Here is a 20,729-nt window from a genome sequence, read left to right on the forward strand (position 1 = left end):
TGGCGGGGGTGGAGTGTGCGCGAAAAACCGATTCGCCGATCAGTGCGATTCGCCGCTCGCACCGCTCGGACGGGCCTTCTCGGAGCCCTTGCCCTTCGAGGAGAGGCCGCGATTCTTCCGCCCGGCCCCGGTCAGGCCGCGCAGCGCGCGTTCGTTCTGGTCGGGCTCACAGATCCAGTTGAGGTCGTCGTCGTTTTCGATCGCCGGATGGTTGGGATCGAGCAGGATGACCTCGAACCACTTCTGCGAGCCGTCCTCGCCCACCCAGTGGGAGTTGAGCACGCGGAGATTGGGGTGGGTCTTGGTGGCGCGCTCCTCGGCGACGCGCTGGAGGTTCTTCCGGCGGGTGATGCGCGTGACGCCCTGTCGTTTGGAGCGTCGCCCGGCGGTGAATCGCTCCTTGCGGGCGCTGCCCTTGCGGACGCTCGCGCGAACGACCACGACGCCCTGTTTGGCCTTGTAGCCCTGCGAGCGTGCCTTGTCCAGGCGGGTCGGGCGCTCGATGCGCTCGATCGAGCCCTGATCGCGCCAGCGCTGCTGTCGTTCCCACTGCAACTGTGCCACTTTGCCGTCGTCCGGGTTCTGCCAGGCCTCCCGGATGTGTGCGTAGACGCTTTTCGCCATGGTTTCACCACGGGCGTTCGTGGTTCAGTCCGTCCGGATCGCCCGTCGGGACCACATTCCGGCCTGCGAGAGCAGGTGCCCGCTGGTAGCCCGCCGACCAACGAGTTGTCCAATCGTTCCCGTCCCGGGGGTTAAGGCTATCGGGTTCGACCGCTCGGGCGGTCAATAGAGCGACCCCCTGGGGGTGCTGACGAGTCCCGAAGGGCAGGCTTTTCCCGGCGGCCCCCGACCGTCCGAGTATGCAGGGCAACCTTCCGCCTGAAGCACAAGAGAAGATCGAGGAACTGCAGGATCTCCAGGAGACCGCCCAGGAGGTCGCAACCCAGAAACAGCAGGCCGAGACCGAACTCACCGAGGCTCAGAACGCACTCGACGCGCTCGACGACGTCGATTCGGGCGCCGCGATGTACAAGCGGATCGGTGAACTCCTCGTCGAAACCGAGTACGACGACGCCGAGGAGACTCTCGAAGAGAAAGTCGAGGATCTCGAAGTCCGCGTCGAGACGCTCGACAAACAGGAAGAGCGCGTCCAAGAGCAGTTCGAGGAGCTCCAGGGCGACCTCGAAGAACTGCTCGGCGGGATGGGCGGCGGCATGGGTGGCGGCCCGCCGCAGGGTCCCGGCGGCGCACCCCCGGGCGCGGGCGGCCCCGGCGGCGACTAGGATGACCGACGGGGGGACGGACGCGACGGCTGCCGTAACGGCCGCCGCGGACGCCGCTCACGAGGTCGTCTTCTCGCGATACGATCGCACCGACGTCGACGACGTCGACGTCACAGTCAGCTTCGAGGACGACGAGCTCACCGTCGAGGTGATCCTCGAAGCCCCCGGCGACGCCGACCGCGTCGCTGACGACGCCGCGCTGGCGGCCCGGTCGGCTGCCGACGACCTGCTGGATTGACCGAAATCTTTCAGGTCCGCTCTCGCTTTTCGCCGGCGGTGACCTTTAGACAGTGCCACACGAACGGTTGGCATGGCACACGAGGCCGTCGTCGAGGGCGTGGGGGTTGGCGTCGGCGAGGAGGGCAGCGGCGCACCGGTCGTGATCCTCGAAGCCCGCGAGGAGTTCGTCCCGATATTCGTCTCCTCGGATCAGGCCCAGTCGATCCAGCTCGCCCTCGCGGGCGAACCGTTCGAGCGCCCGCTGACTCACGACCTCCTCGTGGATATGGTCGCGGAGTTCGGCGCGGCGATCGATCGCGTTCGGATCGACGACCTAGCGGACGGCACCTACTACGGGAAAATCGACGCCGAACAGTACGACGAGGGCGATGCGACGCCCGCGGTGTTCGACGCGCGCCCGAGCGACGCCATCGCCATCGCGCTCCGGGTCGACTGTCCGATCGTGCTCGGAGATGGGGTCATCGACGAGGCGGGCCGCCCACCCGAGGCGTTCGAGGATCCCGACGGCTTCGACGCCTGAGGACGGGCGGATCCCCAGGGTCAAATAGCTCCACCGCCGACCTCCGTTCGATGGACTATCGGGCGGTGCTGTTCGATTACGACGGTGTGATCGCGACGCCCTCGCCGCACGACGTGCTCGTCGCGGGCACGCGAGCGGGCTGTCGGGCGGCGGGCATCGACCCATCGCCCGAGACGGTCGAATCGCTCGTCGCGGGCGTCACCGTCGCGGACCTTCGAGCGGTCGCGGACCGGCACGGCGTTCACCCCGGTCGGCTCTGGTTTCACCGTGATCGACACTCCTCGCGCGCCCAGCGCGGGGCCCGCCGGGCCGGGTGGGTGACGCCCTATCCCGACCTGGACGGTCTCGACGCGCTCGCCGACGCGGGCGTTCACCTCGGGGTGGTCTCGTCGAACCAGCGCCAGACCGTGCGATCGGGCCTCGCGGATTTCGGCCTCGCGGATCGGTTCGTGACGGTGCACGCGCGACCGCCGACGATCGCGAGCCTCTCACAGAAAAAGCCCGCGCCGGACTACCTCGACCGGGCGATGGCCGCTCTCGATGTCGAGCCGAGCGAGACGCTGTTCGTCGGTGATCGCAACGGCGATATCAGGGCTGCCCACGCCGCGGGCGCGGACGCTTTCTTCGTCCGGCGCGAGCACCGCGCCGACTATGCGCTCAGCGACGACCCGGAGTACGAACGGGCGGACCTTCGTGACCTCCCCGCGATCGTCGGCGTCGAAAATTAGTCGTCCGCCGGCACGGCGTCGTCGGGCACGCCCAGTCGATCGATCGCGTACAGCATCGCCTCGACCGACGCGCGCGTGATGTCCGAGTCGCTCTGGGCGACGGTCACCGATCGGTCGCCGCGGGACATCGTCACTTCGACGGTGACGACCGCGTCGGTCCCACCGGTGATCGCGTCGACGTGATAGGAGTCGAGTGCGGCCGCGGCGGCGTGGCCCGCGAGCGCCTCCTCGACCGCCGAAATCGCGGCGTCGACTGGGCCCGTCCCCGTCGCGGAGACCGGATCGCGCTCGTCGCCGTCGACCGAAATCACGACCGTCGCCGTCGGCGTCCCGACGCCCGCGACCGTCGTCAACTCGACGAGTTCGACCCGGCGCTCGTGGGTCTCGCCGGTGGCCTCCTCGGCGATGGCGAGCAAGTCGGCGTCGGTGACGCGTTTGTCCCGTTCGCCCAACTGTTTGACGCGCTGGAAGACCGCTTCGAGTTCGTCGTCGTCCACCTCGACGTCGTGTTCTTCGAGCGCGGCCCGCACGCCCGATCGGCCGGCATGTTTGCCCAGCGCCAACCGACGCTGGCGGCCCACCGTCTCGGGTGGATAGGGCTCGTACATCGCGTCGTCTTTGAGCGTTCCGTCGGTGTGGATCCCCGACTCGTGAGTGAAGGCGTTCTCGCCCACGACGGCCTTGTTCGGCGGGAGGTCGATCCCCGTCGCGGCGGCGACCGTCTGGGCGAGCTCGTAAACCTGTTCGAGCGCCATCGTCTCGATGCCGTACCCGTGGGCGAGCGCGATCGCGACCTCTTCGAGTGCGACGTTGCCCGCGCGCTCGCCGATGCCGCCGATCGTGCCGTGGACCATGTCTGCGCCTGCGGCGAGGCTCACGAGGACGTTCGTCACCGCGAGGCCCAGGTCGTCGTGGGTGTGCGTGCTCACCGGCCCCAACTCGGCAAGTCGCGAGACGTACGCGAGCGTCCGATCGGGCGTGGCGTGGCCGACGGTGTCGGCATAACAGATCCGGTCCGCGCCCGCGTCGATCGCCGCGCCGAGCAGGTCTTCGAGGTAGTCGGGATCGGCCCGCGAGCCGTCCTCACCGATCACCTCGACCCAGAGATCGTGATCGGTGGCGTACTCGACGAGTTCGACGGTCTGCTGGCGGTTCTCCGCCCACGAGGTCGCGACTTTCTCGCGGACGTGGCGATCGCTGGCGGGCACGACGAGGTTGATCCCGTCGACCCCACAGCCCATCGCCTGGTCGATGTCCCGTTTGACACCTCGGGTGAAACTCGTCACCGTCGCGTCCAGATCGAGGTCGGCGACGCGCGCGATGGTCTCGCGTTCCTGCTGGCCGGTTGGGGCGCTGCCCGCCTCGATCACGTCGATGCCGGCGTCGTCGAGCCCGCGAGCGATGTGCGCTTTCTCGTCGGCGGACATCGAGACGCCCGGGGCTTGCTCGCCGTCGCGCAGCGTGGTATCCAGCAACTGTACCTTAGAGAGCTCCGACAGCGCGCGCGTGTCCGGGTGGCGACCGAACAGCGCGGTATCGGGTCCGTTATCGCCCGAGAATTTCGCGGCCAGCCGCCGTGAGGCGACTTCCTCTATCCTCCGAATCGGGAGACTGCGTCATCGTACCCCAACAGTGGGGACCATCCGTTGAATACTGTTTCGGGTCCGGCCGATTCGGTGGGGACCGATCGGAATTGATTCGGCCCCGCGGTCGATGGTGGCGTGCATGCCCGACGAGCTCACCCGACTCGCCGCTCGAACGCCCGAACCGCCCGCCGCGGCCGGCAACGCGGCGGACGACGCGGTCCAGGCCGTCGGCATCGGACCGGGCGCTCGTGAGTACCTCCTTGCGGCCGCCGAGCGCCACATTCGGACTGCCGACGTGGTCGTGGGCTTCGAGAGCGTCGTGGACTATGTCGCCGACCTGCCGACGGGCGACGTGCTCACCTGTGGCTACGACGACCAGCACGCGACGCTCGATCGGTTCGCCGAGCGGGTCGCGGCGGGCGAGGACGGCACGGCCGTCCTGATGGGCGACCCCAACCACTCGGGCTATCAGTTCCTCGGCCGGGTCGAGGACGCTGTCGACACTCCCGTTCGAGTCGTGCCCGGGATCTCCTCGATCCAGGTCGCCGCGAGTCGCGCCCGAACGCCCATCGAGGACAGCCGATTCGTCACGCTGCACCGACGCGGGACGCTGGACGAGGAGCGCGCGACACTTCGGCAGGCAGTCGGAGAGGACCACTTGCTCGTGATCCCGCGGCCGTACGACTGGATGCCCGGCGACGTCGCTGGCGATCTGATCGACCACGGGGCCGATCCCGGCCTCGACGCGCTGGTCTTCGAACACCTGACCCACGAGGCCGAACGGCGTCACGACACGACGCTGGGCGATCTGGCGGGCCACGCGGGCGGCGACGGGCCCGACGACTCACCGTTTTCGGATCTGTCGATACTCGTGGTCCGGGCCGAGTGATTACGACTCAGGTCGGACCGTCCGCGGTGAGAAACTCCCAGGCGTCGTAGACCAGCGCGACCGCGAGCAACAGCGTGATCGCGATCGCGGATCGCCGGCGCGTGCGGACCGCTTCGACGGCGGCGATCGCGAGCGCAATCACGAAGGTTGCGTGATCTGGCTGAGCGAGGTGAGCGAGCACGCGCCTGGTCATCGATCGCTCGCGTCTCGACCGCGGACGAACTCGTGGGGCACGAGATCGTCGAACGGCTGGTCGGCCAGCCACTCGACGAGCGCGACGAGTTCGTCGCTGGCGGCCTCGAACAGGCGCTCGCCGATTTCGGCCGAGGCCTGGGTCTGATCACCGAGCACACCGCTCGCGGTGTTGTCGATCGAGTCGTAGAACGTGCGCGCGCCGTGGACGCGTCCGACCGACGCTTCGACCTCGACGAGGCCCTCGTCGCGGGCCCAGTCGATGCGGTCCTCGTGGACCAGATCGGGGTGGAGATGCTGGATCAGCGCGGTCTCTTTGGGCCCGCCGTGTGGCCCGGGATTCTCGAAGGCCTCCTCGATGAGGTCCGGAATCGACTCGTTCCACATCCACTCGATCGCATAACAGACCTCGTCGTTGCGCAGCGTGTGCCCCACTTCGCGGAGGTGATCGACGTTCCCGCCGTGGGCGTTGACGTAGACCACGCGTCGAATTCCCTGATCGGCGATCGAGCGGGTGATGCTCTCGACGTACGCCCGAAAGGCTGCGGGCGAGGCCGACAGCGTCCCCGGGAACTGGCGGTGATGGCGACTCATGCCGATCGGGATCGTCGGCGTGACGATCGCGTCGGTCCGGTCGCACGCCGCCCGGGCGAACGCCTCGGCGATGAAGTGATCGGTGCCCTCGGGGAGGTGCGGGCCGTGCTGTTCGGTCGATCCCAGCGGGACGAGCGCGACGGGGTCGTCGTCGAGGTGGTCGCCCACGTCCGGCCAGGTCGTGTCGGCGAGTTTCATAGTCGTTCCAATCGCCCGAGAGAGAAGAATGCACGGGCGGTCGCCGCCCGTCGGGGCGGACGTGATCGACTGACCTACAGGTCCTTGCCGCCGTTGACGTCGATCACTTCGCCCGTAATAAACGAGGACTTCTCGCTCGCGAGGAAGCCGACGACGTCGGCAATCTCCTCGACGGTACCGTACCGGCCCAGCGGCGTGTCACTTTTGACGGCCTCCTCGATATGCTCGGGGATGTCCGCGAGCATGTCCGTCTCGACGAAGCCCGGCGCGACACAGTTCGCCGTCGACCCGGAGCGTGCGAATTCGAGCGCGAGCGTCCGGGTGAACCCGAAGATGCCCGCCTTCGCCGTCGCGTAGTTCGCCTGGCCCTGGTTGCCGTCCTTGCCGATGATACTGGAGATGTTGATCAGACGCCCCTCGTCGGCCTCGACGAGGTCGTCGTAGAGCGCTTGCGTACAGTGAAAGGCCCCGTCGAGGTGGACGTCCAGCACGGTGTCCCACTCCTCGTGGGTCATCTCCTTGAAGAAGGTGTCCTGGTTGACGCCCGCGTTGTTGACGAGCACGTCGACGGGCCCGAACGCCTCGTGGGTCCGATCGGCCATGGCCTCGACGGCCTCGACGTCGGTCACGTCAGCCTGGACCGCGATCGCCTCGCCACCGGCCGCTTCGACGCGCTCGACGGTCTCGGCGGCCGAATCTTCCGACTGGCGGTAGTTGACGACGACGTTCCAGCCGCGCTCGCCGAATTCGACGGCAATTCCGCGTCCGATGCCCCGCGACGCGCCGGTGACCACACAGGTGTTTGACGTCACGACGTGTCGGCGTCGGCGGTTCCGGACCTAAAGCGTTTCCCCATGCAGCGGTACAGTAATTCTATGGCATTATATTCCTTATATTGTTGCGCTAGTGGGATTCGTAAGTTTAATAAGTTTTTGAACGTCTCGTAATATCTCGAAAAATCAAATGTTTGTATCGAGAACTACAGCAGAGTATTGCGGACGGCCAAAGATTGAATGGGGGTCACGAACTACCTGGGATTGGTAGTCGGTCACACGATCTGCCAGCCGAGCGGACGACCGCGAGAGACCCACCATGTCAGGACGGACCGACCAGATCCGCCGAAGCGTCGAGGTCGAGTACTGGGTGATCGACGACGAGGGGCGACTCACGGACCCTGGCCCCGCGATCGACGCACCGGGGGCCGAACGCGAGTTCGTCGACCCGATCCTTGAGATCAAGACCACACCCTGCGACGGCCCCCGAGAACTCCGGGAGGAACTGTACGAGCGCATCGAGAGGGCCGTCACGCTGGCCGACGAGGCGGATCGACACCTCGTCCCACTCGCGACGCCGCTCCAGACCGCGGGATCGATCACCGAACTCCCCGCCGACCGCACGCGGATCCAGAACGCCGTCGTCGGTGACGCGTTCGGGTGGGTCCGGCGGTGTGCCGGCACACACGTCCACGTCGAGCAGACGCCCGGCGCCGCAGCCGACCAGCTGAACGCGCTGATCGCACTCGATCCGGCGCTCGCGCTGGTGAACTCCGCGACCCACGCTCGTGGCGAGCGCATCGCCGCCGGCGCGCGGTCGGTCTGCTATCGCCGGCGGGCGTACGACGCGATGCCCCACCAGGGCCGACTCTGGCCGTACGTCACCGACACCGACGAGTGGGAACGCCGTGTCGAGCGCCGCTACGAGGAGTTCATCACGGCCGCCCACGAGGCCGGCCTCGACCGCCACTCGGTCGAGGCCGCCTTCGACCCCGAGAGTGCGATCTGGACGCCCGTGCAGTTGCGGCCCACCTTCGGCACCGTCGAGTGGCGCTCGCCCGACACGGCGCTCCCGAGTCAGATCTGTGCGCTGGCCGATCAGGTCGCGTCGGTCGCCGCCCACGCCGGCCGGGGCCCCGTCGAGGTCGGCGGCGAGACCGGCCACGTCACGAGCGAGGGGATCGTTCTGCCCGCCTTCGACGCCCTCCTCGAACGCCTCGACGCCGCCATCGAGACCGGTCTCGACGACGTGGTCGTCCGCCAGTATCTCGACGAGATGGGGTTCGATCTGTCTGCGTTCGACCCGATCGCCGCCGCGTTGCCCGATCGCGAGACGATCACGGTCGAACAGGCGCGTGCCCTCCGCCTTGAGTACGCCGACCGACTCCGGGCGGATCTCGAACGGGTGCAGCCGACGCTCGCCGACGACTGACTACGGGGCGAGGACCGAACGATCCTGGGACCGACCACCACGACCGCGGGTTTTTGCTCGCGCACACCTAGCTAGTCCCGATGGCAGAGTCGGCGCGCGGGGATCCGGCGGCGTTCGCGGCGCTCGGTGAGCGCGTCCGCCGGGCGCTGTCCGATCGGGGCTTCGAGACACCGACGGAGCCCCAGCGCAAAGCGATCGGGCCGATCGCCAACGGCGAGCACACCCTCGTCGTCGCGCCGACGGGGACGGGCAAGACCGAGACCGCGATGCTCCCGGTGTTCGACGCGCTCGCCGGCACATCTCGATTCGGCATCGGCGCGCTCTACGTCACGCCGTTGCGCGCGCTCAACCGGGACATGCAGGATCGCCTGGAGTGGTGGGGCGAGCGGCTGGATCTCGACATCCAGGTGCGTCACGGTGACACGAGCGATTACCAGCGCCGCAAACAGGCGACCGACCCGCCGGACGTCCTCGTGACGACGCCGGAGTCGCTGCAGGCGATGCTCACCGGCGAGCGCATGCGCGAGGCGCTTGCGGACCTGTCTCATGTGGTCGTCGACGAGGTCCACGAACTCGCGGCCTCGAAGCGCGGGGCCCAACTCGCGGTCGGCCTCGAACGCGTCCGCGAAGTCGCGGGCCCCTCTCAGCGGATCGGCCTCTCGGCGACCGTCGGCGATCCCGACGCTGTCGGGGCCTTTCTCACCGGTGATCGGGGCTGTCGCGTGGTCGAGATCGACGTGGGGTCGCGACTCGCCGTCGAGGTGGTCCAGCCCGACCCCACCGATCGCGACGAACGCGTCGCCGCCGCGATCGGGACCGACCCCGAGACCGCGAGTCACGTCCGCGTGATGGCCGACCGCGTTGCGGACAATCGTGGGACGCTCATCTTCGTCAACACGCGCTCGACCGCCGAGGCGCTCGCGGCCCGGTTCGCCCGCCTGGCCGACAGCGACGCCGGGCCCGACATTGGCGTCGGCGTCCACCACGGCTCGCTCGCCCGCGAGGCCCGCCACGATGTCGAAGACACGTTCAAGGCGGGCGATCTCGACGGCCTGATCTGTACGTCCTCGATGGAACTCGGGATCGACGTGGGTCACGTCGATCACGTCGTCCAGTATCGCAGTCCACGCGAGGTCCGCCGCCTGCTCCAGCGCGTGGGGCGCGCGGGCCATCGTCGCGATCAGGAATCGCGCGGAACGGTCGTCACCGATCGACCGGAAGACTCCCTGGAAGCGCTCGCGATCGGGCGACGCGCCCACGCGGGACTGGTCGAACCCGCGAAGATCCACCACGGGAGTCGCGACACGCTCGCCAACCAGGTCGCGGGCCTCGTCATGGACTTCGGTGAGATCGAGGCGGGACGGGCCTACGAGATTCTCACTCGCGCGACGCCGTTCGCTGACGTCGACCCCGAGACGGTGCGAGCGATCGTCCGCCAACTCGCGCGCAATAACGTCGTCTGGCTGGAGGAGGACGCCGACCTCATTTCGAAGCGATCGGGGACCTGGCAGTACTTCTACGAGAACCTCTCGATGATCCCCGACGAGGCGACCTACGACGTGCGCGACCAGACTGCGGGCCGCCAGGTCGGGACGCTCGACGAGGAGTTCGTCCGCCAGTCGGCGACGCCCGGGACGACGTTCGTCCAGCAGGGCAAACTCTGGCGGGTCGCCGAGGTCGACGACGACCGCGAGACGGTGACGGTGACGCCGATCGAAGACCCCGGTGGCGACGTGCCCGCCTGGACGGGCCAGGAGATTCCCGTCCCCGAACCGGTCGCCCGCGAGGTCGGGGAACTCCGCCGGGTCGTCACCGACCAGTATGGAGACGGCGGCACGACCGCGGCCATCGCCGCGGACCTGGCCGATCGGTATCCCGCCAGGCCGACGACGATCGAGCGCGCGATCGCCGATCTGAGCGAACAGTCCGCCCCTGTCCCCTCCGATCGGACGATCACGATCGAGGGGTCCGGTCGGGAAATCTCGATCGTCGCGCACCTGGGCCACCTCGGTGCGGCGGCGCTCGGCCGGATCGTCGCCGCGCTGCTCGGCCAGCAGACCGGGAGTTCGATCGGGATGGACGCCGACCCGTATCGGATCGACCTCGAACTCCCGCCGCGGGCCGACGTGACCGACGTGCGTCGCGTCCTCGAGGAGACCGACCCCGATCACGTCCGCCCCCTCCTGGAGTTGAGCGTCGAGGGTGCGGACGCGCTCGCCTTCCGCCTCCAGTCTGTCGCGCGCACGTTCGGCGCACTCAAAGACTGGCGCACGAGCGGGTCGGCCCGGATCGGTGGCGAGCGCCTCCACGACGCCTTCGAGGACTCGCCGATCTACGAGGAAGCCATTCGCGAATTCTTCCACGAGGAACTCGACGCCGACGCGGCGAGCGACGCGCTTCGTGCGATCCAGTCGGGCGAGCGCGATCTGGCGATCGTCGGCGAGCACACCCCGATCGGGACCGCGGGTCGGGACGGATACAGCGAGTTCCTCCGGCCCGAGGAGGCCGACGCCGACGTGATCGAGACGCTCAAAGACCGCCTCGCAGAGGACGAGATCCGCCTGTTCTGTGTGCACTGCGAGGAGTTCGAACGGCGCAAGCCCATCAAGCGCGTGCGCGACCAGCCCGAGTGTCCCCAGTGTGGCTCGACCCGAATCGCGGCCTGTAACCCCTGGGACGAGGCGACGCCCGCCGCAGTGCGCGCGACCGAGAAAGATTCCGAGCAACAGCGCGCGACTCGACAGGCGTTCCGCCGGGCCGATCTGGTCCAGAGCCACGGGAAACGCGCGGTGATCGCGCTCGCGGGCCGGGGTGTCGGGCCCGAAAACGCCGCCCGCATCATCAACAAGTGGCGCGAGGACGAGACCGAATTCTATCGCGACATTCTCGACCGCGAACGCGAGTACGCCCGGACGAAATCGTTCTGGGACTGAATCGTCGCGGATCGGGACCGATCCGGGCGGGCCGCGAGTACCGATAACCGGGTTGTATTGGTAACTGATAAGGCCGCGCGTTGCCGAACCCCGCCAATGTCTGGGACCGATGACCTTCTCGAAATCGGGGAGCCGATCGTCGACGCGATCGTCGACCATCCGATGGTCGCCCGACTGGGGGATGGCACGCTCGACACCGCGCCGTTCGAGTACTGGGTGCGCCAGGACTACGTCTACCTGATCGAGTACTCGCGCGTGTTCGCCCACGGCGCGGCGCGAGCGCCGGACCTCCAGCGCATGGGCCGGTTCGCGGGACTGCTGGACGCGACGCTCAACACCGAGATGGATCTCCACCGGGCCTACGCCGCGGAGTTCGGGATTAGCGAGGCCGAGCTCGAAGCGACCGAGCCGTCGCCGACCACGCAGGCGTACACCGACTTCCTCGTCCGGACGGCCGCGGCGCGGCCCTTTGGCGAGACCGTCGCCGCCCTGTTGCCCTGCATGTGGGGGTTCAACGAGACCGCCGAGCGCCTGGCCGCCGACGGCCTGCCAGAGGACGAACGGTACGCCGAGTGGATCGAGACCTACAGCGGCGAGGAGTTCGCCGAGTTGACCGAGTGGTGTCTCGACTTGACCGACGAGGTCTGGGCCGCGGCGACAGAGAGCGAGCGCGAGCGGTATCGCGACCGCTTCGAGACCTCGATGCGCTACGAGTATCGGTTCTGGGACGCGGCCTGGCGCGAAGAGGAGTGGTCGGTGTGAGTCCTGCCGATCCCGCATCCGTCGATTCGGCCACGATCGATCCGGCGACGTTCGACCCCGAAACCCAGCGGTTCAGCGACTGGTGTCGCGAGCGGGTCGGGTCGGACTGGACCGCCGCGACCGAGCACCGGTTCACCGAGCGTCTGCACGCGGACACGCTCGACGACGCCGCGTTCCGTCGCTATCTCGTCCAGGATCGCGCCTTCCTCGCCGATCTGGTGGGCACGTTCGGCCACGCGGTCGGCGAGGCCCCATCGATGGCCGCGAAAGGCCGCCTCACCGACTTCCTGGGCGTGTTGACCGACGACGAGAACGACTTCTTCCAGCGGGCGTTCGACGCGCTCGACGTTCCCGAATCCGAGCGCGCCGATCCACCGCGAGCGCCCGTCACGCGAGCGTTCGCGGACCTCCTCGCGCGGGCCCGACAGACCGGTGGGTACGCCGCAACGCTCGCGGTGCTGGTCCCCGCGGAGTGGGTGTATCTCGACTGGGCGCGAGCGGGCGAGTCCCGGCCCGAGCGGTGGTATCTCGACGAGTGGGTCGCGTTGCACGACACCGACGCGTTCGCCGACTTCGTCAGCTGGCTCCGCGCGGAGTTCGACCGCGAGGCGGCAGTCGCCGCGCCCGCTCGCCAGCGCCAGTGCGCCCGCCTGTTCGGCCGGACGGTCGAACTGGAAGTCGCCTTCTTCGAGGCGGCGCTGGCACCCGACAGTGAGGCGGTCGCCGCGCTCACCGGGGGTGGGCAGCGATGGTGACGACGACGCTCGCCCTCGGCCTGACGCTGGCCGTGCTGGTCGGCTTCACCGGAGTCGGCCTCTGGGCGGGCCGTGGTGGCGTCACCACTGCGGAGGCACTCATCAGCGCGCGAAACTCGACGGGGCCGCGCCGGACGACCGCGACGCTCGTCGCCTCCGTGATGGGCGTCTGGATCCTCCTGGCCGCGCCGGAGGCGGGCGCGAGCTTCGGGATCGCCGCCGTGGTCGGCTACGCCATCGGAGAGGCGCTCCCGATGGCCGCCTACGCCAAACTCGGGCCGCGGATCCGGTCGGTCATTCCCGAGGGTCACAGCCTCACCGAGTACGCTCACGCCCGCTACGGCCCTGCGATGTACCTGTTCGTCCTGCTGGTGAGCGGACTCTACATGTTCGTGTTCGTCGCGGCCGAACTGACGGGGATCGCGAGCGCGCTCAGCCTCGTCGCCGACGTGCCACAGTATCAGACCGCGATCCTCGTCGGCGGGTTCGTCCTGCTGTATACCAGCCACGGCGGGCTTCGGGCGTCGATCGTCACCGACTCGGTCCAGGCCGTACTCGTCGGACCACTGTTGGTCGCGACGCTGATCGGGGCCGTGCTCGCACTCGGCGGGCCCGGTGCGATCGTCACGACCGTCCAGACGAGCCAGCCCCACCTGCTCGATCCGGGGTTCTGGCCGGGGTTGCAGTTCGGGCTGGCGCTGGCCTTTGCGATCCTCGGGGCGGAACTCATCAATCAGACCTGGTGGCAGCGGATCTACGCCGGCCGGGACGACGCGACCGTCCGGTCGGGGTTCCAGCGCGCGACGGTGCTCAATGGGCTGATCGTCTTCGTCGCCGCGCTCTTTGGCATCCTCGCGGTCGCGGGGGCGGACATCGTTACCGATCCGACGAGCGGGGCGTACAACGCCGACATCGCGCTGTTCGTCCTGCTCGAAACGGCCTTCCCCGAGTGGATCGCGCTCGCGGTCGTCTTGCTCGCGCTCGTTCTCGTCATGAGCTCGACCGATTCGTTGTTCAACGCGCTCGCGAGCGTCGTCACGGCCGACCTGCCACGCGTCATGGACGCGCCCGACGACCGAACGCTCCGAATCGGCGCTCGACTGCTCACTGTGATCGTCGCGCTCGCGGCGATCTACGTGAGTCTTCGCGCTCGCAGCGTCTTGCGACTCTTCTTCCTCGCAGACCTGCTCGGGGCAGCGGTCGCCGTACCACTGCTGTATGGCCTCTACTCCCGAGCGCTCACCGGACGGGGCGCGCTCGTAGCCAGTCTGTGCGGGCTTGCCGTCGGACTAATCTTTTTCCCGGATTTCGCAGGCCTCGTCAGATCGATCCCCGTGTTGGGCTCAGTGCTGCCCGCGCCGGACCAGCTGTACTTGCGGGCGTTCGGTGGGGCCTTCCTGACCTCGTCAGTCGCAACAGTCGTCGCCGCGCGGGTCAGTTCAGCGACGTTCGATCACGACATGCTGGCCACCGAGATTCGACGGCTCGACGACACCGCGACCGACGGCGGCACCGATCGCGAGGCGTAATTCGATTCTGGCCGCGATCGTGTTCGGACATCGACGGATTGTGGCGAAAAACCGGTATTACTGGCTGGTACTACCGAGTGCAACACGGTTATTTGTCTTCACGCTAAGTCGGCTGCAATGAGTACAGAAACAGCGGAGAGCGGCGGTCTGAGTCTCGGATCGATTCGATCGCTGCTCGACGACATGGGCCCATCGTGGGTCGCCGGTGCGATCGCGGCGGGGCCAGCGTCGATGGGGAGCCTGCTCGCCGCCGGGGCGGGATTCGGGTACAGCCTGCTCTGGGTGGTCGTGCTCTCGGCGCTCGCGGGCGCGGTCTCGCAGTATCTCGCGATGCGACTCGGCCTCCTCACCGAACGCGGGATCGTCGGCGTCGTCGAGGACTCGCTGGGCGAGGGGTGGGCGTGGCTGCTGGTTGCCGACGCGGTGCTCGCGGCGGGCGTCGCCCAACTCGTGATCATGAAGACCGTCGCGAGCGTCTCCGCGACGATCACGGGCGTCGACGCCCGTGTCTGGGGGCTGGTCTGGGGGATCGTTCTCGCGGCGGGGCTCGCGGGTCGTGGCTATCGATTCCTCGAACTGTTCGCCAAGGTCGTCGTCTCGCTGGTCGTCGTCCTGTTCGTCGCCTCACTGTTCGTCGTCCCGATCGACGTCGGCGCTGCGGCGACGGGACTGATCCCCTCGCTGCCCGGCGGGAGCGCGCTCGCGGCGGCGGGTATCGTCGGCGGCGCGGTCCACATCACGCTGATCACGATGCACTCGTACACGATGCGAGCCCGGAATTGGACCGAGCGTGACTACGATCTGGCGACCGCCGACGTCGGCCTCTCGATGATCGTCGCGTTCGGGCTGTACAGTCTCGCGATCTTCCTGGTCGCCGCGAGCGTGCTCAGCCAGGGTGACACCGGGACCGCACTCGGCGCGGCGAAAGCACTCGGCCCGATTGCGGGCGAGAACGCCCAGTGGCTGTTCCTCATCGGTCTCGCTGGCGCGGCGGTCTCGACGCTCGGTGGCAACACGATCGTTCCCCCGTTTCTCGTCGCAGACAAACTCGGCTGGGGCACCGACGTGAGCGACTCCAGATATCGCTGGCTACTCGTCGCCGTCGCCGGGCTGTCGATCCCCGGCGCGTTCATCCCCGGATCGATCATTCCACAACTCTTGCTCATCCTCGCGGTCGGGACGGTCGGAACGCCGTTCGCGATCGCCATCGTGCTCTTCTTGCTGAACTCCGACGCCGTCCCGCGACCACCGTCGATGTTCGCGAACGCCGGTGGGATCGCCCTCCTCGGCGTCACCGGAATCCTCGCCGCGAACTTCGTTCGCGAGCAAGTCGCCGGCGGCATCGCCCCACTGTCGGGGGCCGTGCTCGCGTTTGCACTGCTCGTCGCGCTCGCGACGGTCGCCCTCGGCGGGAAGTTCGCCGTCGAGGAACTGGCCGACACCTGAACCCGCAACTATCACGGTCCCGAACGCACCGGAAAGAACGGGTACTGACCCAATACTCTTGGAGGTGGTGGGTGAATGACCGTCTGTATGGCACGAACTGGCGACGCCGCCCCCGACTTCTCGGCACCGCTCGCGAACGGCGACATCGAGTCGTTCATGCTGTCCGATCGTCTCGCCGACGAGGCCCCGATCGTCCTTGCATTCTTCCCCGGCGCATTCACGTCGGTCTGCAGCCACGAACTCAACGAACTCCAGGCCCGTCTGGACGAGTTCGAGGACGCTGGCGCGACGCTGTACGGCCTCAGCGTGGACTCGCCGTTCGCCCTGAACGCCTTCCGGGAGGACCTCGGCGTGGAGTTCGGTCTCCTGAGCGACAACGAGAGCGAGATCGTCCAGGACTACGACGCCGCGATGGACTTCGACGATCTGGGCGTCTACAACGTCGCGAAGCGATCGGTGTTCGTCATCGACGCGTCCGGCGAGATCACCTACGACTGGGTCAGCGACGACCCCGGCGTCGAACCCGACTACGACGAGGTGGTCGCGGCGGCCGAAGAGGCTGGGGCCCCGGCGGCCGAGTGAGCGCCGATCGGGCGATTCGAACGATCGATCGCACCGAGTGATCGAACTGCGGTGGCTGGCCGTTCGACCACCGTCGGCCCTTTGGTCGTCGGTCGGTAACTCCCGATCATGAGTCAGGACGCCGGCGAGACCGGCCGGACCTACGAGCCTGCGGCGACACACGCCTTTCCCGACGAGCGTGTCAATCGTGTGCTGGAGTATCTCGATGCGGACGACGAAATCCAGGCCTATCTCGAGGCTCAGAACGTCAACCCCGTCACGCGCAAGGGGTACAACGACCACGGCCCCACCCACATCTCGATCGTCAGGAATCGCGCGCTCTGTCTGTACGACCTGCTCAAAGACGCCGACGTCGCCTTCAACGGCGCCCGCGATCAGGGGCTGAGCGAGGCCGATGAGGCGGTCATCGTCGCACTCGCGGCGACACTCCACGACATCGGCCACGTCGTCCATCGTGACGGCCACGCGCTGTATTCGATCCCGCTCGCCGCGGACGTCCTCGATCGGGTGCTCGCGGATCTCCCCTTTTACGACGTCGCCGAGAGCGTCCGGATCAAGGGTGAAGTGCTCCACGCCATCCTGGGTCACGACACCGACCAGCGCCCACTGACGACCGAGGCGGGTGTCGTCCGGGTCAGTGACGCCCTCGACATGGAAGAGGGCCGCTCGCGGATGCCCTACGAGCACGGCAGTCGGGGGATCAACACGGTCTCCAGCCAGGCCATCGAGCGCGTCAATCTCCGTGCGGGCGACGACTCGCCCGTCCTCGTCGAAATCGAGATGACCAACGCCGCCGGGGTCTATCAGGTCGACAATTTGCTGAAAGCCAAACTTCAGGATTCGGGCATCGAACCGTTCGTCCGGATCGTCGCGCTCAACGTCGGCGACGGGGCCGATCACATCGTCGAGCGGATCGAACTGTAGTCTACTCCTCGCCGTCGCGGACTTCCGTGGCGAGTTGTTTCAGCGCCTGGTGCTGTTTGGAGAGCAGACGGTTCTGCTTCTCGATGGCCTCCGTGAGGTCCTCGATACGGTCGATCATCGCTCGGACGTCCTCACGGCCGACCGGGGGGTCCGAGGGAGGGTCGTTGGCGGGCGGTCGATCAGTCTCGGACTGGTCGGTTTCGGTGGGGTCAGCGCTCGCATTGCCGGGGTCACCGGCCGGCTGTCGGTCCTCGACTCCCGCGTCGGCCGCTGTCGAGTGATCGGATCCATCGCTGGTGTCGGGCGGTGCTGTTTGCGGTCGATCGTTCGTGGTTGATTCCGCTTGTCCTCGGTCGACTGGCTGGTCCCGTGGGTTCTGGGTCGTCTCGGGGCCGGTCGGGTCCTCGGACTGAGACTTTCTGAGCGGGTCGTCGAACGCCGAGGAGCCACTCACGCCACCGAGCGGATCGATGCCGCTGTCGAGGCCGAGGCCGTCGTCGGTGTCGTCGCCGTCGTCCTCACGGTCGCCCGGCGAGACGAACGCCCGCAGATCGGTCATCGACTGGACTTCGAAGAAGTCGAAGACGGCGGCCTTGATCGTCTCCTCGACGACGTGGGCGCGCGATTCGGGCGTCTTGATGCGCTGGGGGCGGCCGTCGACTTCGAGGACGACCTCCATCGCGCCGCCCAACTGCTCGAAAGCCAGGTCGGTGAGTTCGCCGTACCCGAAGCGCTCGTAGTCCTGATCCCAGACGGTGCTCCCGACGTGTTTGACGATCTGGTGGTCCCCGACGATCAGCGTGAGCTCGCTGAACCGGAACGTGCCCGCGACGGTCTCCTCGTCGTCGAGGACGCCCGCCGCGGTGCAAATTCCCTCCAGGAGCGCGTCGAGGACGTCGCTCGTCACGCTCGCGGGCACTGTCACGCTGCGCTCGGTGTCGACGTAATCGAGGGTGAACGTCGTCTTGCGACGCCCTTCGCTCATCACCAGGCGCTCGACGTCGTGAGAGAACTCCTCGACGGATTCGTCCGAGAGGATCCCTTCGCCGTGATAGACGAGCGTGCGCGTCGGTGTCGTCGCGAGGATGTCGTCGCCGTCGAGGGCGACGGCGCGGGTGACCGGCTCGCCGCCGCGAGCCTCCCGCATCGCGTCCGGCAGCTTCATGCCATAGCGTGGGCCCGCGCGGCGCATAAATCCGCTGGTGAGACTCGCCTGCTCGATCGATGGATCGACTCGGACTGCTCGATGGAGCACTGGGCCACCGGACGCCATCGCCGGGGCCCACACCGCTTTCAGCCCGCGCACCGACGGTCGAACGTGCCCGTCATCGAGGCCCGGACGGTCGTCCGCGCCCCGCCGGACGCCGTTTTCGATCTACTCGTGGACTTTCCGGGCTACGCCGGCTATTCGGAGTATCTCCAGTCGGTCGATCGGCGTGGCTCCGGCGGGGCGGGGACGCGCTATCGCCTCGAATTCGGTTGGTGGCGGTTCAGCTATGCGGTCCGCTCGGAGGTCCTGGCGGTCGAGCGGCCCCACCGCATCGACTGGCAAATCGTCGACGGTCTCGACGCCCAGGGCTTCTGGCGGGTCGAAGACGCCTCGGACGCACGCGAGAAGCCTGCATCGCGGATCGTCTTTCGGGTGAGCTACGCGCCCGGGACGGCCGATCTGGGCCGGCTCGATCTTCCTCGGGTCGTCTCCCTCGAAACGGTCGTCGATCGACTCCGGCCGGTGATCGAAGCCGAGGTCGAACGCGTCGTCGAGCGTGTCGTGGCGGATCTGGAGGGCACCCGGCGGTCGGTGTCGGTGACCGTCGAGACCGACCCCGACGGCTGACACCCGCTCTCGTCTCCGGACTCCATCGGGCCGCCGCCGTCGAATGGGAAGGTTCAAGGGTGCGTCTGGAAAACACCGAGATGCAGTCAGCCCGGGTGGCTTAGCTGGACATAGCGCCGCACTCATAGGGTACGACGCGGCATGCTCCGGCATCCCACCGGGGGTTCGCACCCCCGGACCTGGGTCATGCGGAGATCGAGGGTTCGGAGCCCTCCCCGGGCATTCTTCGAGGAGCCACGACCGACAGTGAGTGGCGACGATGAAGACTGCCCGGGAGGCGAGGAACCCGGGTGGGCCGTGACGAGCGCGAGCGAGTCGCGGGCAGGAAAATCTTCGATTTTCCGTGGTTCGGGAGCCCTCCCCGGGCATCAATCCTGTGGTTGGAAGCCCAACTGACGAACGTGGCGGTTCTCTCGCGATCCGGTATCCATAGTCTCGCGAGACGAATCGCTCCTCGTCGTCGTGGAGAACAACTCTTAGGTACTACGGCGTGTAGTACCGCACATGAGTACCGAGGACGACACCGACGGGAAGACGACCCGCGTCACTCGAAAGGGACAGGTCACGATTCCGAAGCCCCTTCGTGAGGAGTTCGGTCTCGAAGAGGGCGACGAGGTCCGGTGGGAGAAGACGGAGGAAGGGATTCGGGTCAGGAGAGCGACCCAGTCGGCGGGCCGTGGGATGCTCGTGGATGACGGGGTCAGCGAGGAGCAGCGCGAGGAGATGGCCGAGGCGATGGAATCCGAGATCCGCGACCAGCGGCGGACGGAGTGGCAGCCGTGACGCGGTACACCGTCGACGGGGTCGCGATGGCGCGGTACCTCGTCGACCGGCTTCCGCCAGCCGCCGACGAGGTTTTCGAGCACGCCGAGCAGGGCATCGACGTGGTCGAGGCACCGACCGTAGCGGTCAGCGAGGCCATCTGGACGGTAGTCAACAAGGGGGCGATCGCTGGGATCGACGTCGAGACGACGCCGAACGCGGTCCTGCGCGGACTGGTCAACGATGGTCCCGTGCAGGTCGCCCCTGCTGACGAACAGGATCTCGCAGTCTTCGGGAGCCTCATCGACCATCACACGCTTCACGACGCGCTCGTCGTTGCGAACCACCGGGTGCGTGGCACCGAGGCGATCATCACGAAAGACGACGCGTTCGCCGGCGAGGCCACTGTTTGGCGGTGATTCACGCCAGTTCGATCGCTGGTCGTGTCAGAATAAGTTTTTGTTCTGGGGCGTCTCGCAGTCCCAACGCGCGCACTCTTTGGGGCTGATGTCGTCGGTCTCCACTGGTTCGGCCCTTTTCCCGTGGGCGGTCGCGATCTCGCGGTCGGCCTCTGACCCGCCACGGTCACCACTCTCGTACTGCGCCCCATCCGATCGATCTGTCCGCTGGGACTCGCCGTACCGCAGCAGTGGCTCACTCGATTAAACCTCCAGCTCCAAATCTCGGGTTGCCAGCCCTCTCCGGGCAGTCTCTCACGTCGATCGGTCGCCCCGAGGCTTTTATCGACGCCGACCGACCCG

General features: G+C 67.7%; 22 protein-coding genes and 1 tRNA gene. 17 read left to right on the forward strand and 6 right to left on the reverse strand.

Features of this window, described 5'->3' with window-relative positions:
* Positions 1-39 precede the first annotated feature (39 nt).
* Positions 40-624, reverse strand: a complete 585-nt coding sequence (locus HARCEL1_RS04250; protein WP_108381346.1) for a 50S ribosomal protein L15e — start codon at positions 622-624, stop codon at positions 40-42.
* A gap of 239 nt (positions 625-863) precedes the next feature.
* Between HARCEL1_RS04250 and HARCEL1_RS04255 the strand changes: the two genes are divergently transcribed.
* From HARCEL1_RS04255 to HARCEL1_RS04270, 4 genes are all read left to right on the forward strand, one after another.
* Positions 864-1,286 carry a prefoldin subunit beta gene (locus HARCEL1_RS04255; protein WP_108381347.1) on the forward strand — a complete coding sequence of 141 codons (423 nt, stop codon included), beginning with the start codon at positions 864-866 and terminating at the stop codon, positions 1,284-1,286.
* 1 nt (position 1,287) lies between these two features.
* Positions 1,288-1,524 (forward strand): DUF3194 domain-containing protein, encoded by a 237-nt coding sequence (locus HARCEL1_RS04260; protein ID WP_108381348.1) that lies wholly within the window; start codon positions 1,288-1,290, stop codon positions 1,522-1,524.
* Positions 1,525-1,596: 72 nt separating this feature from the next.
* Complete coding sequence (locus tag HARCEL1_RS04265; RefSeq protein WP_108381349.1) at positions 1,597-2,046, forward strand: bifunctional nuclease family protein; 450 nt, start codon at positions 1,597-1,599, stop codon at positions 2,044-2,046.
* A gap of 50 nt (positions 2,047-2,096) precedes the next feature.
* Positions 2,097-2,774 carry an HAD family hydrolase gene (locus HARCEL1_RS04270; RefSeq protein ID WP_108381350.1) on the forward strand — a complete coding sequence of 226 codons (678 nt, stop codon included), beginning with the start codon at positions 2,097-2,099 and terminating at the stop codon, positions 2,772-2,774.
* Here the strand turns inward: HARCEL1_RS04270 and HARCEL1_RS04275 are convergent.
* The gene (locus tag HARCEL1_RS04275) at positions 2,771-4,303 is read right to left on the reverse strand and encodes an alpha-isopropylmalate synthase regulatory domain-containing protein (RefSeq protein WP_108381351.1); all 1,533 of its coding nucleotides are present in this window, start codon (positions 4,301-4,303) and stop codon (positions 2,771-2,773) included. The genes HARCEL1_RS04270 and HARCEL1_RS04275 overlap by 4 nt on opposite strands.
* Positions 4,304-4,499: 196 nt before the next feature.
* On the opposite strand from HARCEL1_RS04275, the gene HARCEL1_RS04280 reads away from it, so the two are divergent.
* Positions 4,500-5,249 (forward strand): cobalt-precorrin-7 (C(5))-methyltransferase, encoded by a 750-nt coding sequence (locus HARCEL1_RS04280; RefSeq protein WP_108381352.1) that lies wholly within the window; start codon positions 4,500-4,502, stop codon positions 5,247-5,249.
* 7 nt (positions 5,250-5,256) lie between these two features.
* Here HARCEL1_RS04280 and HARCEL1_RS04285 read toward each other — a convergent pair whose 3' ends face one another.
* The 3 genes from HARCEL1_RS04285 to HARCEL1_RS04295 all read right to left on the reverse strand — a co-directional run bounded on the left by HARCEL1_RS04285 (position 5,257) and on the right by HARCEL1_RS04295 (position 7,045).
* Positions 5,257-5,442, reverse strand: a complete 186-nt coding sequence (locus HARCEL1_RS04285; RefSeq protein WP_108381353.1) for a hypothetical protein — start codon at positions 5,440-5,442, stop codon at positions 5,257-5,259.
* Entirely contained in the window at positions 5,439-6,233 is a 795-nt protein-coding gene (locus HARCEL1_RS04290) for a creatininase family protein (RefSeq protein WP_108381354.1), read from the reverse strand. The genes HARCEL1_RS04285 and HARCEL1_RS04290 overlap by 4 nt, the downstream gene beginning before the upstream one ends.
* A gap of 74 nt (positions 6,234-6,307) precedes the next feature.
* A complete protein-coding gene (locus tag HARCEL1_RS04295; protein ID WP_108381355.1) occupies positions 6,308-7,045 on the reverse strand; it encodes a beta-ketoacyl-ACP reductase in 738 nt (245 codons plus the stop codon).
* Between the two features lie 280 nt (positions 7,046-7,325).
* Between HARCEL1_RS04295 and HARCEL1_RS04300 the strand changes: the two genes are divergently transcribed.
* From HARCEL1_RS04300 to HARCEL1_RS04335, 8 genes are all read left to right on the forward strand, one after another.
* Positions 7,326-8,438, forward strand: coding sequence for a glutamate-cysteine ligase family protein (locus HARCEL1_RS04300; RefSeq protein WP_108381356.1), 1,113 nt, complete (start codon positions 7,326-7,328; stop codon positions 8,436-8,438).
* A gap of 80 nt (positions 8,439-8,518) precedes the next feature.
* Positions 8,519-11,371: a DEAD/DEAH box helicase gene (locus tag HARCEL1_RS04305; RefSeq protein ID WP_108381357.1), complete on the forward strand. Its 2,853-nt coding sequence runs from the start codon at positions 8,519-8,521 to the stop codon at positions 11,369-11,371.
* Positions 11,372-11,467: 96 nt separating this feature from the next.
* Positions 11,468-12,133, forward strand: a complete 666-nt coding sequence (tenA, locus tag HARCEL1_RS04310; RefSeq protein WP_108381358.1) for a thiaminase II — start codon at positions 11,468-11,470, stop codon at positions 12,131-12,133.
* Positions 12,130-12,888, forward strand: coding sequence for a TenA family protein (locus tag HARCEL1_RS04315; RefSeq protein ID WP_325047902.1), 759 nt, complete (start codon positions 12,130-12,132; stop codon positions 12,886-12,888). The genes tenA and HARCEL1_RS04315 overlap by 4 nt, the downstream gene beginning before the upstream one ends.
* Positions 12,882-14,417 carry a sodium:solute symporter family transporter gene (locus HARCEL1_RS04320; protein ID WP_108381359.1) on the forward strand — a complete coding sequence of 512 codons (1,536 nt, stop codon included), beginning with the start codon at positions 12,882-12,884 and terminating at the stop codon, positions 14,415-14,417. Before HARCEL1_RS04315 ends, HARCEL1_RS04320 begins: the two co-directional genes overlap by 7 nt.
* A gap of 117 nt (positions 14,418-14,534) precedes the next feature.
* Positions 14,535-15,863 carry an NRAMP family divalent metal transporter gene (locus HARCEL1_RS04325; RefSeq protein ID WP_108381360.1) on the forward strand — a complete coding sequence of 443 codons (1,329 nt, stop codon included), beginning with the start codon at positions 14,535-14,537 and terminating at the stop codon, positions 15,861-15,863.
* An 87-nt stretch (positions 15,864-15,950) separates the two neighbouring features.
* Positions 15,951-16,445, forward strand: coding sequence for a redoxin domain-containing protein (locus HARCEL1_RS04330; RefSeq protein WP_108384075.1), 495 nt, complete (start codon positions 15,951-15,953; stop codon positions 16,443-16,445).
* A gap of 108 nt (positions 16,446-16,553) precedes the next feature.
* The gene (locus HARCEL1_RS04335; protein WP_108381361.1) at positions 16,554-17,369 is read left to right on the forward strand and encodes an HD domain-containing protein; all 816 of its coding nucleotides are present in this window, start codon (positions 16,554-16,556) and stop codon (positions 17,367-17,369) included.
* A gap of 1 nt (position 17,370) precedes the next feature.
* Here the strand turns inward: HARCEL1_RS04335 and HARCEL1_RS04340 are convergent, their stop codons facing one another.
* Entirely contained in the window at positions 17,371-18,534 is a 1,164-nt protein-coding gene (locus tag HARCEL1_RS04340) for a DUF7115 domain-containing protein (RefSeq protein WP_108381362.1), read from the reverse strand.
* Between the two features lie 153 nt (positions 18,535-18,687).
* On the opposite strand from HARCEL1_RS04340, the gene HARCEL1_RS04345 reads away from it, so the two are divergent.
* From HARCEL1_RS04345 to HARCEL1_RS04360, 4 genes are all read left to right on the forward strand, one after another.
* A complete protein-coding gene (locus tag HARCEL1_RS04345) occupies positions 18,688-19,206 on the forward strand; it encodes a type II toxin-antitoxin system RatA family toxin (protein ID WP_233357403.1) in 519 nt (172 codons plus the stop codon).
* A gap of 89 nt (positions 19,207-19,295) precedes the next feature.
* Positions 19,296-19,428, forward strand: a tRNA-Met gene (locus tag HARCEL1_RS04350).
* 282 nt (positions 19,429-19,710) lie between these two features.
* Complete coding sequence (locus HARCEL1_RS04355; RefSeq protein ID WP_108381364.1) at positions 19,711-19,989, forward strand: AbrB/MazE/SpoVT family DNA-binding domain-containing protein; 279 nt, start codon at positions 19,711-19,713, stop codon at positions 19,987-19,989.
* A complete protein-coding gene (locus tag HARCEL1_RS04360) occupies positions 19,986-20,387 on the forward strand; it encodes a hypothetical protein (protein ID WP_108384076.1) in 402 nt (133 codons plus the stop codon). Before HARCEL1_RS04355 ends, HARCEL1_RS04360 begins: the two co-directional genes overlap by 4 nt.
* Positions 20,388-20,729 lie beyond the last annotated feature (342 nt).

Source organism: Halococcoides cellulosivorans (genome assembly GCF_003058365.1).
Taxonomy (GTDB): Archaea; Halobacteriota; Halobacteria; order Halobacteriales; family Haloarculaceae; genus Halococcoides; species Halococcoides cellulosivorans.

Bases quoted from the DNA above. Each gene is read 5' to 3' on its own strand.
- HARCEL1_RS04335 (WP_108381361.1), top strand. From the start codon at position 16,554: ATGAGTCAGGACGCCGGCGAGACCGGCCGGACCTACGAGCCTGCGGCG.
- HARCEL1_RS04280 (WP_108381352.1), top strand. From the start codon at position 4,500: ATGCCCGACGAGCTCACCCGACTCGCCGCTCGAACGCCCGAACCGCCC.
- HARCEL1_RS04250 (WP_108381346.1), bottom strand. From the start codon at position 624: ATGGCGAAAAGCGTCTACGCACACATCCGGGAGGCCTGGCAGAACCCG.
- HARCEL1_RS04285 (WP_108381353.1), bottom strand. From the start codon at position 5,442: ATGACCAGGCGCGTGCTCGCTCACCTCGCTCAGCCAGATCACGCAACC.
- HARCEL1_RS04255 (WP_108381347.1), top strand. From the start codon at position 864: ATGCAGGGCAACCTTCCGCCTGAAGCACAAGAGAAGATCGAGGAACTG.
- tenA (WP_108381358.1), top strand. From the start codon at position 11,468: ATGTCTGGGACCGATGACCTTCTCGAAATCGGGGAGCCGATCGTCGAC.
- HARCEL1_RS04340 (WP_108381362.1), bottom strand. From the start codon at position 18,534: ATGAAGCTGCCGGACGCGATGCGGGAGGCTCGCGGCGGCGAGCCGGTC.
- HARCEL1_RS04355 (WP_108381364.1), top strand. From the start codon at position 19,711: ATGAGTACCGAGGACGACACCGACGGGAAGACGACCCGCGTCACTCGA.
- HARCEL1_RS04270 (WP_108381350.1), top strand. From the start codon at position 2,097: ATGGACTATCGGGCGGTGCTGTTCGATTACGACGGTGTGATCGCGACG.
- HARCEL1_RS04260 (WP_108381348.1), top strand. From the start codon at position 1,288: ATGACCGACGGGGGGACGGACGCGACGGCTGCCGTAACGGCCGCCGCG.
- HARCEL1_RS04290 (WP_108381354.1), bottom strand. From the start codon at position 6,233: ATGAAACTCGCCGACACGACCTGGCCGGACGTGGGCGACCACCTCGAC.
- HARCEL1_RS04305 (WP_108381357.1), top strand. From the start codon at position 8,519: ATGGCAGAGTCGGCGCGCGGGGATCCGGCGGCGTTCGCGGCGCTCGGT.
- HARCEL1_RS04300 (WP_108381356.1), top strand. From the start codon at position 7,326: ATGTCAGGACGGACCGACCAGATCCGCCGAAGCGTCGAGGTCGAGTAC.
- HARCEL1_RS04325 (WP_108381360.1), top strand. From the start codon at position 14,535: ATGAGTACAGAAACAGCGGAGAGCGGCGGTCTGAGTCTCGGATCGATT.
- HARCEL1_RS04265 (WP_108381349.1), top strand. From the start codon at position 1,597: ATGGCACACGAGGCCGTCGTCGAGGGCGTGGGGGTTGGCGTCGGCGAG.
- HARCEL1_RS04320 (WP_108381359.1), top strand. From the start codon at position 12,882: ATGGTGACGACGACGCTCGCCCTCGGCCTGACGCTGGCCGTGCTGGTC.
- HARCEL1_RS04330 (WP_108384075.1), top strand. From the start codon at position 15,951: ATGGCACGAACTGGCGACGCCGCCCCCGACTTCTCGGCACCGCTCGCG.